Below are 14,296 nucleotides of genomic sequence, written 5' to 3'. Positions count from 1 at the left end.
ATGAAACTATATAAAACTTTTTTATACACATTTCTCTTCATCGGTCTATTTACTGCTTGTGAAGCAGATTTAGATACAGAATTAGAAGATGATGACGAACTTTTGGCTGATGATTTTTTTGCAAACCCTGATGCCTATAAACAAGCGATAGCCGGAGTCTATGCAAATCTATCATTAACAGGGCTTGATGGCGCGGGTACTTCTAATATTCAAGGACTTGATGCCGGAACCGGACAATATATGAGAGGGCTTTTCAATCTCCAGAATTTATCTACGGATGAGGTCATATTTACTTTCGAAAATGATCCGGGTATTAGAGAACTACAAAGAAATTCCTGGAGCGCAAACAATCCTCTTATCCTTGGTGTTTTTGCCAGAGCCACCTTTCAGGTTGCACTTGCCAACGAATTTTTAAGACAAACAACTCCGGGAGTTCTGGATGAACGCGGAGTGAATACGAGTACTAGAGACCAAATTAATACATTCAGAGCAGAGGCCAGAGTACTTAGAGCATTAGCGTATTATCATTTAATGGATATGTTTGGAAGAGCTCCTTTTTTAACTGAAAACGACCCGGTAGGTTTTATTCAATCTCCAGAAATTTTGAGACCCGAATTATTTACTTTTATTGAAGATGAATTGATTGCAGTAGATAGTGATCTTTTGGATATCAATCCTGGTGATGCCAACAGTTATGGAAGAGTCAATAAAGGAGTTGCCAAGATGATATTGGCAAAAATTTATTTAAATGCCGAAGTATATTTAGGAACTGGGAATGACAGGTATGCAGATTGTGTATCTGTTTGTGAAGAATTAATAAATAGTGCATACTCTTTGGCGCCAAATTATTTATATAATTTCCTGGCTGATAATAATACAAATGGAGCTCAAAATGAAATCATCTTTCCGGTTATTAACGATGGAGTGAATACCCAAAATTTTGGAGGCACCACAATTCTCATTCAGGGAGAAGTAGGTGGTCCTGAGCAAAATGGAGAATCTCTGGGAATACAACCTGGTGGTTTTGGAGGGCTTTTTAGAGTACGAAGACAATTTGCAGAACTTTTTGTAGAGAATATAGTATTCCAGAATGATGATAGAAATACCTTAATTACTCAAGATCGTACTATCGAAATAAATGATGTAGGTGATAACAGTACCGGTTTTATTATAACTAAATATTCTAACCTTACCTCTACAGGAGTACCAGGATCTGATGCCACTTTTACCGATACGGATTTCCCTTTATTTAGATTAGCCGATGTATATCTTATGTATGCAGAGGCACACCTCAGAAGTGGTGGTGGTGGCGATATAATGACTGCAACAAGATTAGTGAATGATCTAAGAGAAAGATCTTTTGGTAATACTTCTGCTAATATCACTTCTGATGAGCTCACATTAGAGTTTTTAATTGATGAAAGATCCAGAGAGCTATACTGGGAAAGCCATAGAAGACAGGACCTTATCAGATTTGGTTTATATACGGGTGGCGCATATAACTGGGCTTACAAAGGAGGTCCACAAAATGGTGTTTCGATCTCAGAAAATTTCAAGCTGTTTCCTGTTCCTGAATCCAGCAGGGCAACAAACACCAACCTTGGTCAAAACCCTGGTTATTAATACAATAAAAATTCAAATTCATAGAACTCATGAAAAAGATATCAGTTTTAATTTTAGCATTCATAGGCATCTTGATTTTTAATGCTTGTGAAGAAAACGAAGACCCCATATTTGTAGCTCAAGAAGCTGCAGAACCCAGAATTGTATCTCCAAATGCATCCGTAGTGTTGAGCAGAGATACTGCTGATCAACCAGCTGTTACCATAGTTTGGGAAGATGCTAACTATAATGTAGCTACTCCCATAACCTATACTATTGAAGCTGCAACTGCCGGATCAGGATTTAGTACACCTTTTGTTGCAGGGAGCACCCCCGAGCGCTTTTTTAGCTGGACTGTAGGAGAACTTAATGCTTTAGCAATAAACGCCGGACTCCCCACTGATGAAGAAGGTTCTTTAGAAATAAGAGTAAAGTCAGCAATTGGTAGTAATAATGGTGTAGAAATGGTTTCTGATGTTACTATTATGACACTAACTCCTTATCCAGCAGTAATTCCACTTAAGAGTTTATTTCTTGTTGGGAATGCGGTGGACACGAATAAAGACGGTGTTGCTAATGATTCTGATTGGGATAATGGTGCGACAAATACATATTTATTTAGGGATGCAAATGATGAAAACATTTTTTATTTCCAGGGGTATTTTGAAGCTAATGAATTTAAACTACTAGAGATTAAAGGTCAATGGCAACCTCAATGGGGACTTGATGGAGGAGGGTTTACAAGTAGTGATATTCTGGGAGGTGATCCTGGAGCATTTGTGATCCCATCGGCAGGTTACTACGCTTTAGAACTTAATATTGATGCATTAACATATTCATTAGCTCCTATTGATGCTAGTGCTGCTATTGTATATTCTACAATGGGATTAATAGGATCTGCAAGAACCGGAGATGACTCTGGTTGGGATGCAAGTATTATACCGGATACAGATTTTATGCAATCTCCTTTTAATCCCCATATTTGGTATCTGGAGGGAACCGAAGTATTTGATGGAGAACTCAAAATAAGAGCTGATGACGACTGGGCAAACAGTTGGGGTGGAAATCCTGGACTATCTGGCCAGGGAAACAATGATAATGATCCAAATATTATAGTAACAGCAGGAACTTATGATATATGGTTTAATGACTTAGATGGTCGTTTTATCCTTATACCTGTTAACTAAACAATATATTGAAATGAAAAATATTAAAAATATAACAATTCAGGTTATCCTCCTCTTTGGATTTATAACTTTTAGTTTGCAAGGATGTTCTGATGATGATTCTACTAATCAGCAAGAACCTGTAGAGGATTTAAAATTGGATCTCTCACAATTCACGAAAGCAGATGCCGGAGTGATGATGCAGGCATTTTATTGGGATGTAGAACCCAGAGGAGCTTGGTATGATGAGGTTCGTTCCAAAATTGATGACTGGGCAACATCTGGAGTAAATAGAATTTGGCTTGCTCCACCAGGTAAAGGCGCCTCTGGAGAATTCTCTATGGGGTATGATCCTTCTGATTATTTTGATGTTGGAGAATTTGATCAGCACGGCACTGTAGAAACCAGATTTGGTTCCAGAGCTGAACTCGAAAGTCTAATACAAAAATCTCACGATAATAACATTGAGGTGATTGCTGATATTGTTATGGGGCATAATTCTGGAGGCGGTAAACAGGATAACCCTTTCAGACCTGGAGATACAGAAGTGTATAGCTTATTTAACGAATTAAATGGAAATGCCTCTGGTAAATTTAATCGTTCTTATGAGCATTTTCATCCTAATGATATCCATACCAATGATGAAGAAGCCTTATTTTTCGAAAAGACAGATCTATGTCATGACCAACAATACGTACAGGATTGGTTATGGGGTAGAGATGATTCTGTAGCAGAATTCTACAAAAATAGCCTAGGTTTTGATGGATGGCGTTTTGATTATGTAAAAAGTTTTGATCCAAAATTTGTTACTGCCTGGAATGATAAGGTAGGCGGATTTTCTGTTGGTGAAAATTTTGATGGTAATCAACAAGTGCTCAAAGATTGGGTAAATGCATCAGGTATCCCAGCATTTGATTTTGCATGCTTTTACAGGTTAGATGAAACGCTGGATAGAGCAAATGATCTTACGGCATTGGGAACTCCAGAAAATATGCTAAGAAAACTTGATCCTGCCAATGCCGTTACGTTTACTGCAAATCACGATACCGAAAAAGATGAAAATCCAGATAACAGAATCAGCTACGCAAACAAATTATTAGCATATTCTTATATTTTGACTCATGATGGATATCCTACTATTTTTTATCTTGATTATGAAAATGAGTCCTTCAAAGAGCCTATTAAAAAACTAATTACCATATATAATACCATTGCTGATGGTGATATTGAAATAATTATTGCTTCTGAAGACGAATATATTATGAAAAGAAATGGCAACGGAGATAATCCAGGGTTAATTCTTTATATGAACATTAGTAATAGAACGAAGCAATTTGAAGTTACCTCAAACTGGGCTAATAAAACTTTAATTGATTATACGGATAATTCTGCCGCAACTCCAACAGCGGATAATGAGGGTAAAGTTATTATTCAGGCTCCAGGCAAAAGTTTCTCAGTATGGTCTATTGCTAAAGAATAGTTTTTTTTTTGAACTCATCTTGACATGTTGTCTTAAACTGAAAATTTACTGAAATTAGATCTAACAAGGCGCTTTTTGAAAACTATAACAGCACCACAGCTGTAAGAAGTTATAAAATTTAAGTGTATTTTCAACTATTTTTAAGGAAACAGAAAAAGTCAAGATGAGTTTAATCAAAAAAGTTTAAACTACTTCTATATCAAACAGAACATTTCCTGTTGTAAATTGGAAAAGGTTCAAATCACTTCATTAAAAAAACACACAATTATACAGAATAAAAACATCTTATTTGTTAAAAACCGCTATTTAATGTGAATTAACCGTTAAAAAAATCAAAACGTGTTGTTTAAGCTAAAAAAAAACGCTATTAATAACATTTAATTATTAATCAGCTAAACTATAACGAGCATGAAAATTAATATTTTAAGATCATCTTTTAGGATGACTCTCTTCGCGGTTTTTAACTTTCTTTTTTTACAAATCAATGTAGCGCAAAATCATAAACATCTGGATCAAGAACTTGAAATCTCAATAAAATCTATCCCATCAGGATTACCAGATAAACTAGCAATACCTATCCAATATTCGGGTGAAACCTTAACAATGGTTTTAAAAAAAGTTAATGTGTTTGGTAAAAATACTAAATTCTTAATTGATGACGGTACAGGAAAATTGATCGAAACACCTATCGATCAGGAGCGTAGTTATTTAGGGACTATAAATGAGCATATGGACTATAATGTAAGTGCTGTACTTACTGATCGTGGACTTATAGCTAGTATCTATCGGCCTCATCAACCCGTTCTAGAAATAGTTCCATCTCAAGGCACTAACAATATTTACAAAATAAAGGAAATAACTGAATATAGTTGTGTCTACAATCCTAAGATATTGAAAAACACTGAAGGAGCTCTTCAAATTGATACTAAAGAAACCAATAATTCGTCTGTAACTTCTGAAAAAAGTAGACTAACAAAAAACATAACGGCTAAAACAACCTTGCGCCCAACTACGGTCATGGACATATTAGAATTTGAAATAGGTGTAGAAATAGGATCTCGATCTTTTTTTTCAAGTACTGCTTACAATGGAAATTTGGCAACTGCTCAGGCATCTGCTCAATCTATAATAGGAAATCTAAATTCTAGATTTTTACATTCTACAGGTGTTCGTTTTAGATTAGGTACGGTTATTATTCGTACAAACGTGAACACAGATCCGTTAAGAAACCTTGTCACAGCAACGGGAGCCAGTTCAAATGCCAGTAGCAGTTTAGCGGCATTCAGGGATTTTTGGAATAACAACCCGGGAGAAGTGGGTAACTCCCATGATATTGCTGTTTATCACGTGGCTTCCGCACCTTCTGGTTTGGCTTATGTGAACAGTATAGGTTCTCGTAATAGATATGCAACCATGGGAGGCAATGGAGCTACTAGTTGGGCCAATGGAACAGCTGCCCATGAACTAGGCCACTCCTTTGGGCTTCGTCATGTAAATAATTCTGGTTTTTTCTATGAAGCAAGACCTCGCAATAACAACGGTACCAATAGCAGTGGAGGAGACAATAATTTCATTAGTATTATGGATGGACGAGGAAGGCATAACATAGGAAGAATGTCAACTAGTGAAGCCAAAAAAGTTACGGAAACCAAAAACCAAAAAAGATCTTTCGGAGATTTGATTACCAACGGTCCCAATATCCGTCCGTTTGGAGTATTTGATGAGACAGAGATATCAACATCACAGCCTTTTATACTAATTGATGTAATTGCAAACGACTATGATGCTAATAATAATGTACTAGACGTTAGAATGCTGGATGGTATAAGTTCTCAGGGAGGACAAATAAGTCTATCTCAGGGCACAGGGCCCGGAGGCAGAAACCAAATACGTTATACACCACCGCCTTCTGGGATTTCTAATCGAGACTTTTTTCATTATACCGTTTTTGACACTGTAGGAGGAACTGATTTTGGAGCAGTATATGTAACTCAGGTTCCCGGGGTTGATCCTAATGCAAGAGAGTTGCTATTTGATTTTGGAACCTCAAATTCTCCGTTATTCAACAATGCAATACGGGTTACTAATACGACACAAAACAGTGACTTCGGATGGACTGACACTGCTAGATTAAATGCTACAGACAGAGGCGGTTCTTCTTCTGTAGATGCATTAAATAGAGATTTCGTATGGTCTTCACAAGCCAGAACTTTTGAAGTAAATGTTTCTAACGGAGAATGGGAAGTTCTATTGACTTTTGGTGACAGAAACTTTGCTCATGATAATATGGCTGTTAAAGCCGAAGGAATGTTTAAGGTTACCAATTTTTCGACAAACGCAGGTCAATTTTTAAACCAAAAATTCGAAGTTGAAATACGGGATGGTAAAGTATCTCTGGAGTTTTCTGATCAGGGAGGTAGGGATGTGAACTGGGTAATAACTCGACTGAGATTGAAAAAACTTCGAGATGCTGCTAACACCATAGCAATTGGTTCTGAGATAAGTCTTAAAGGTAATAATGGTAACTATGTAAGTAGCGAAAATGGTACAAAACCAATAAATTGTAATAGAAACAGCATTAGGGATTGGGAAAGGTTTACCGTTGTGGACGCTGGAGAAGGAAAAATTGCACTAAGAGGGAATAATGGTAAGTATGTAAGTAGTGAAAACGGAAATAGCCCCATGAATTGTAATAGAAGTAGAATTGGCGCCTGGGAAAAATTTACCTGGGGTATCAATCAAGGTAAAATTACCCTAAGAGGAAATAATAACTTATATGTCAGCAGTGAAGATGGTAGATCTCCTATGAATTGTAATAGGGAAAATATAGGTCGCTTTGAACGTTTTGATGTTGAAACTATTAGAACTCGCTCTTTTGATGATGATATCACAAGTAAAAGTATGGCATATCCAAACCCTACTACAGGTATACTAAATATTGATCAAGTCAGCATTGGTGACATTGTCATTATTATGGATCACTTGGGTAGAGAAATACAAAAAACAATTGTAAAAAGTACAATCGAACAAATAGATCTATCAGGATTACAAGGAAGTTTATATTTTGTAAAAATTAATAGCGAATTGCCAATTAAGGTTCTTAAAAGGTAGATTAATATTATTATAATCTGAACTTCGATTATTCATATAGAGAATTAAAGCCGTCAATGGTAGTGCTTTGACTAAGGAAAAGTGTATCGAGAATAGGTTTTAAACTCAAAACGCCTGTTTTCGTTACAAAATTCTAGTAAGAATTTCAAACGGAAGCGCTTGGGATTAATCCAGTCAGGTTACTATACTATTTTAAAAAGAGGCTGTCTTATATTATATAGACAGCCTTTTTGTATTTTATGACTTATTCATAAAATGAACTCATCTTGAGCAGTGGTTTTCAACCGAAAAGTTTAGCTTTTGTACTATAATGAAGTAGGTTTTTTTCAGTATAGCTACGGTTAAAAAACCAACAAAATTAGCATGCAACATGTAAATTTTGTAGATCAAAGCAGTACTCAAGATAAGTTCAATGCTAACGTACATTACCTCGGTATAAACCTACGAGGCATTTATTGAAAAAACATTTAGATTTCGAGGAAAGCATTTAAGCCTCTATTATTAAGCAAAATAGAGTTTCAAAGATATATATATTAATCTATAAGGTTACACGATTTAATTCATCGATAAATATGTTATCATTTGATAAAAAAACCTTCTTTTATGGGTAACAAAAGTATATGATACTACATTAATATAAAACAAGAGATGAGTCTAAAAAATTTATTTTTGATTACAAATTATATCGTATTAAAAAAAGTCATATCCCTATATTAGCTATGAGTAGTATAATCAAAAAGAATTACTTTAATTTGTACTATATCTCATTACACAAAATTAGAACTCTTAATGCCTAAATTTCCTTTTTACAAACAAGCTGAGTCCAAAGATTGCGGACCTACATGTATTAAAATAATTTCTAAGCATTATGGCAAAGTCTTAAATACAGAAAAACTCAGAGGATTAAGTGAAACTACCAGAGAAGGAAGCTCCTTATTAGGCTTAAGTGAAGCAGTAGAAAGTATTGGTTTTCGCTCTTTGGGTGTCAAATTATCTTTAAATCAATTAAAAGAAGTTCCTTTACCTTGCATTGTTCACTGGAACAAAGTACACTACGTGGTTGTTTATCAAATTAAATCTTCTAGAAAAGGTGATATGACCATCTATGTATCAGATCCTGCTCACGGTTTAATTACCTATACCAAAAAAGAATTCATAAAAGCCTGGATTGGTAATAATGCAGATGAGTCTACTGAAGAAGGAATTGCTTTATTAGTAGAACCTACCCCAAAGTTTTATAGCGATGATAGCAACGATGAAAAAGACAAAGAATTTGGATTTAAATTTATCTCTAAGTATCTTTTTAAATACAAAAAATTTATTTTTCAGCTTATACTGGGATTAACGGCGGGTAGTTTATTACAGCTTATCACTCCTTTTCTTACACAAAGTATTGTAGATGTAGGTATCAAGAATGAAGATATCAATTTTGTGTATTTAGTTTTAATCGCACAGCTTTCTCTATTTATAGGGCGAACATTAATAGATGTTTTGAGAAGTTGGATTTTATTACACCTTAGTACGAGGATCAATATCTCTTTAATATCAGATTTCTTTATAAAATTAATGAATTTACCAATCTCCTATTTTGATGTAAAGATGACCGGAGATTTATTACAACGTATTAATGATCATAAGCGAATAGAACAAATACTGACGATGTCTTCCCTCAGTGTTCTTTTCTCGATGGTAAATCTGATTGTCTTTAGCATTGTACTTATTTACTATAGTTTCTCCATTTTTATTGTTTTTGCCATTGGTAGTGCCTTTTACTTTGCCTGGATTTTAATTTTCTTCAAAAAACGTAAAAAATTGGACTACAAACGATTTTCTCAAATCAGTGAAGAACAAAGTAAGGTAATTGAATTAGTAAATGGTATGCAAGAAATAAAACTCCATAATGCTGAAAAAAGAAAAAGATGGAATTGGGAGTTTGTACAGGCAAAATTATTCAAAATATCTATAGAAAACCTTGCATTAGAACAATATCAAAATGTAGGTTCTGCTTTTATAAATGAGCTTAAAAACATATTGATTACTATATTATCCGCAATATTGGTAATAGAAGGTAGTATCACACTGGGGATGATGTTGGCCATTACCTCTATTGTCGGGCAGTTAAATGCTCCTATTTCTCAATTAATTAATTTTCTTAGAGAACTACAAGATGCACAAATATCCTTAGAACGCCTTGGTGAGATTCATAATAAGGATGATGAGGAAAAATCAGGAGATGAAAAAATACGTGAGATTACCGAAAATTCTGGTTTTGATATCAAAAACTTAAATTTTAGGTATGTTGGATCTGATAAACCTGTATTAGAAAACCTTAACCTTACTATTCCGGCGAATAAGATTACTGCCGTGGTAGGTGTCAGCGGAAGTGGAAAAACCACGCTAATGAAGCTGCTATTAAAATTTTATGAACCTAATGAAGGTCAAATATTTATTGGTTCTCACGATTTAAAAAATGTTTCTCAGAAAGCCTGGAGAGATCAATTTGGTGTAGTGATGCAGGAAGGTTATATTTTTAATGATACTATTGCCAATAATATCGCAGTGGGTGAAGATTATCTAGATAAAAAGAAACTAGCACACGCCGTGGATGTCGCTAATATAAAAGAATTTGTAGAGTCTCTCCCACTCTCTTATAATACAAAAATTGGTATGGAGGGTGTTGGGCTTAGTACAGGTCAGAAACAACGATTGTTTATTGCGCGCGCTGTATACAAAAATCCAAAATTTTTATTCTTTGACGAAGCTACTTCTGCGCTAGATGCCAATAATGAAAAAGTAATTATGGAAAAACTTGATACTTTTTTTACAAACAAAACTGTAATGGTTATTGCTCATCGACTTAGTACTGTAAAAAATGCGCACCAAATTGTAGTATTAGACAAAGGAAAAATTATAGAAATCGGTGATCACAAGTCTTTGATAAAAGAAAAAGGAAGTTATTATAACTTAGTTAAAAATCAATTAGAACTTGGTAAATAAATATGAATTCGATATCAATATGCAAAATTAAAAATAAAGCTATAGTGCTAACTTACAGATATGGGTTTGTGATATACTAAAGCGTATAAAATCAATTTTAAAAAAGAAAATCATCAAAAATTTATAGTTTTTAATTCTCAATTCGTTTAAAAATATGCCAGAGAACTTAGATGACATACAATTAAGAAGTGAAGAGGTTCAGGAAATACTGACCAGAGTTCCACACTGGATGATCCGATGGGGAAATCTATTAATATTAGTATTAATAGTGATGCTATTACTTCTTTCCTGGCTTATAAAATATCCAGATGTTATCGCCGCAGAAGCTATTGTTACTACAAAAGCTCCATTACAAAAAGAATTGGCAAATGTAAGTGAAAAAATTCAGGCAATACTGGTCAAAGAAGGCGATACAGTTCCAGAAGGAACTCCGCTCGCTATTCTCAGAAATACAGCAAATTATCAAGATGTTTTTATCCTTAAACGAATTATGGATACTATTACTATCAATAATAGATCCATCGCTTTTCCTTTTGATCAAATGCCCATGCTATCCCTGGGGGATATACAAGCGGATTATGCAACTTTTGAGAATAGTTATATAGAATATACCCTAAATAACGAATACAGACCTTACTCTGATGAAAATTTAGCAAATCAGATATCTCTCACTGAATTATATAGAAGACAAGAAAGTCTCCGCACACAAAAAAGAATTGCTAAAAGCGAATTAGAGTTTAAGAAAAAAGAATTTGATCGACAACAAGGTCTTTTTGAAAAAGGGGTGATCTCACAGCAAGAGTTTGAACGTAAAGAATTGGAATACATACAATTCAAAAAGTCTTATAAAAATAATGATGTTCAGTTATCCCGAATAGCAGAGAACATTGCTGCAGCAAAAAACACATCAAAAGGAACTGAGTTTAATCAGCAAAGAGAAGAAATAAGCCTGCGTAACAACGTGATACAATCATTTGATCAACTTAGAAAAAGTATAAAAGACTGGGAACTAAAATTCTTACTACAATCAGACATAAAAGGACGTGTTTCTTTTTCGAATTATCGTTATGAGAATGAGAACGTTACTGCCGGAGATATTGTTTTTATTGTAATCCCTATTGAAGAAGCTTCTTCTTATGTTGCCAAAATTAAGGCACCTACTCAGAATTCTGGAAAAATAAAAATTGGGCAAAAAGCAAATATTAAGCTAGAGAATTTTCCTGATGATGAGTTTGGTATGCTTCAGGGAACTGTAAATTATATTTCTATGATTCCGGATAAGGATGGACTGTATCTTATAGATGTACAGTTACCCAAAGTATTAAACACTACTTATAATAAAGAAATTCCGTTTCAACAAGAAATGAGAGGTCGTGTAGAAATTATTACCGAAGATCTCAGGCTCATCGAGCGTTTCTTTTATCAATTCAGGAGTTTACTCGACAAGTAACCTTTCTAAAATAATATAACAAAAGCGTTCTCTTAAATGATTTCTGGCTTAAAATCATCTATTAAAATTTGTTCTTTATCGTTTTTATACGAGTTCTCAGGATATGACTGTCAACTGAATTGAATTATTTTTGATTCAGGTGATAAAGAAAATTCAGAAATAGTAGTGTTATTGGTGTATTTCATTTCGAAATATGGAATCAAAAGAAATCATTTTAGCAGAAAATATCATCTGAACATTGAATTGTGTTAATTCGCAAATAAAAAGTAGCAGTAGCTAATAAATATACCTCCTTTTTATTTGAATATTTTAAGACCGGAAACGACAGTATCTTTTAATAAACAATATATTATTAAGCTGCTTTTGGCAATGATATGCAAAAAGAACTTCCTTCTCCAGGTTTACTTCGCACTTTAATATTACCTTGGTTGAGTTCTATTAGTTCTTTACAAATTCTAAGACCAAGTCCTGTTCCCGTTTCGTGATGTGTACCGTCAGTTGTAAAGGTATCTTCAGCAAATAATTTACCAATATGATCAGGATGAATACCAATACCTGTATCCTCAAAACAGATTTCATAACTCTCTGTTTTTTCCTTAGAAATTAGCGATATTGTATCCCCGGGATTGCAGAACTTAATGGCATTTGCTATTAGATTCTGAGCGACAATTGCAAACATATCTTTGTCGGCAAATATCATTGTTGTATCCAGATTATTAATAAGCTTTATGTCTTTCTGCTCGGCTTTAGCTCTAAAAAATGTAAACTTATCACAAATTACCTCAGAAATATCAAAATTAGTAGGCTTAGCATTCAATTCGTTCATTTGTGACTTTGACCAATTCAATAAGTTGTTAAGTAAGATTGAGGTTTGTTGTGTTTTATTTGCCAGTAAGGGTACAATTTCTCTAAACTCATCAGTAGAGATAATATCTTCTTTCATTAAATTTAGACTACCCTCCAATCCATGTATTTCGTTTTTAAGATCGTGAGATATAATAGAGAATAATTTGTTTTTAACCCGGTTTGATTCGTTAAGCTCCTTTATATATCTCTTCCGTTCTCTTTTTGTTCTAATAATGAGTATTAAAAATATTAGAATAATGAAAAGGATTCCCAGACTAACATAGGTTAGCACTCTATATCTAAACAATTCTTCTATAGTTTGTTGTTCTCTCTTTTCTTGTTCATCAATAAGCTTAAGCTGTTCCATCTCTGCTTTGTAACGAGCTTCTGTCTTTTCAATTTTTTGCGCCGTAGCATCAGATGTGGTCTGATCAGATAATTCCTGATATCTTTTTTGCCAGACATATGCACTCGAAAAATCACCTCTGGCAGAGTCTAACATCGCAGAAAATTTATAATTTTTAAGCAATAAAGGAGTCAATCCTAATCCTGCAAATTCTTGACGAGCACTAGTTAAAAAATTATTAGCTTTTTGATATTCTTCGGTATATATTGCTATCAAACCCAATTGCTGCTTTGTATTGACAATAAGAGATTTCCAATTAGCTTTGTCACTAGCTACCATCGCAGAATCATAGTATTTTTTTGCCTTAGTATACTCTTTTTCACAAAGTGCAGCCTTAGCCAGTATACTATATGATTGAGCAATACTTTGTGTGCTTTCTTCTTTTTTTCCAATTTCAAGGGATTCCTGCAATAAGGTCTTTGCACTATCTACTTTTTTATTGTCGATAAACAATAATGCCAGATTGTTCATCATAATGCTGATGTTTTTTAATTTCTTTTTTTTCTTAATAAGAATAGACTTATGATAATATTTTTTCCCGAGTTCGATATCCTTGAGTCCCGCATAAATGTTTCCTAGATTATTATAGATATTAGACAATCCTATACTATCTTTAATCTCTTCATAATAAATAGTAGCTTTTAGTAAATAATTTGCTCCTTTTTCAAGATTTCCTCTTTGTTGCTCTATATTTGCTTTACTATTGTTAACAATTGCAAGACCTTTGATATAATTGGCTCTCTTATAATAAATTTCTGCCATTTTATAGTTTCGTAAAGATTTGATAAGCTGGTTATTTGAATTATGAATAATACCAAGCTGATTATACATTTGTCCAACACCTTTATTATAACGAATATGCTTAGAAACCTCTAAAAATTTATTCGCATACAATAACGCTGTATCATACTCTTTTTGGGCGACCAAATCTCTAATTTTTGATTTTCCTTTTTCGAATATTACAGAATCTGAAAGTTTCTCAATTCTTGACAAAATGTTATCCAGGGTAGCTTCCTGCGAAATACAATAGGTATTCACCAGTAATAGTAGGGCATAAATTAAAAAATAATTTTTCATACAATTTATTTTCGAAAATAGCAGATAAAATACTATTTATTCCCGCAAAATACACAAAAATATATTAAATATTCATTATTGTAATCTTATTCTTACATAAAAACAAGGTTTAACCATAAAATAAGTACGTATTGACATTATCATTACTAAAATAATATTCA

7 protein-coding genes are annotated in these 14,296 nt (G+C 33.7%); 6 read left to right on the top strand and 1 reads right to left on the bottom strand.

The annotated features are described in order from the left end of the window. The 6 genes from F0000_RS00515 (at position 1) to F0000_RS00490 (ending at position 11,806) form a co-directional block, all read left to right on the top strand. Positions 1–1,623 (top strand): RagB/SusD family nutrient uptake outer membrane protein, encoded by a 1,623-nt coding sequence (locus F0000_RS00515; protein WP_149622733.1) that lies wholly within the window; start codon positions 1–3, stop codon positions 1,621–1,623. 29 nt (positions 1,624–1,652) lie between these two features. Then, the gene (locus F0000_RS00510; RefSeq protein WP_149622732.1) at positions 1,653–2,789 is read left to right on the top strand and encodes a SusE domain-containing protein; all 1,137 of its coding nucleotides are present in this window, start codon (positions 1,653–1,655) and stop codon (positions 2,787–2,789) included. 13 nt (positions 2,790–2,802) lie between these two features. Next, positions 2,803–4,248, top strand: a complete 1,446-nt coding sequence (locus F0000_RS00505) for an alpha-amylase (protein ID WP_149622731.1) — start codon at positions 2,803–2,805, stop codon at positions 4,246–4,248. A gap of 408 nt (positions 4,249–4,656) precedes the next feature. Further along, positions 4,657–7,359 carry a M12 family metallo-peptidase gene (locus F0000_RS00500; RefSeq protein WP_149622730.1) on the top strand — a complete coding sequence of 901 codons (2,703 nt, stop codon included), beginning with the start codon at positions 4,657–4,659 and terminating at the stop codon, positions 7,357–7,359. 789 nt (positions 7,360–8,148) lie between these two features. After that, complete coding sequence (locus F0000_RS00495) at positions 8,149–10,356, top strand: peptidase domain-containing ABC transporter (protein WP_149622729.1); 2,208 nt, start codon at positions 8,149–8,151, stop codon at positions 10,354–10,356. 154 nt (positions 10,357–10,510) lie between these two features. After that, positions 10,511–11,806 carry an HlyD family secretion protein gene (locus tag F0000_RS00490; protein ID WP_149622728.1) on the top strand — a complete coding sequence of 432 codons (1,296 nt, stop codon included), beginning with the start codon at positions 10,511–10,513 and terminating at the stop codon, positions 11,804–11,806. 352 nt (positions 11,807–12,158) lie between these two features. Here the strand turns inward: F0000_RS00490 and F0000_RS00485 are convergent, their stop codons facing one another. Then, on the bottom strand, positions 12,159–14,135 hold the full coding sequence (locus F0000_RS00485) for a HAMP domain-containing sensor histidine kinase (protein WP_149622727.1): 1,977 nt from the start codon (positions 14,133–14,135) through the stop codon (positions 12,159–12,161). Positions 14,136–14,296: the final 161 nt, after the last annotated feature.

The sequence above is a fragment of the Aquimarina sp. RZ0 genome (assembly GCF_008370685.1).
Classification (GTDB): Bacteria; Bacteroidota; Bacteroidia; order Flavobacteriales; family Flavobacteriaceae; genus Aquimarina.
This window is presented reverse-complemented; position numbering and strand designations above follow the sequence as displayed.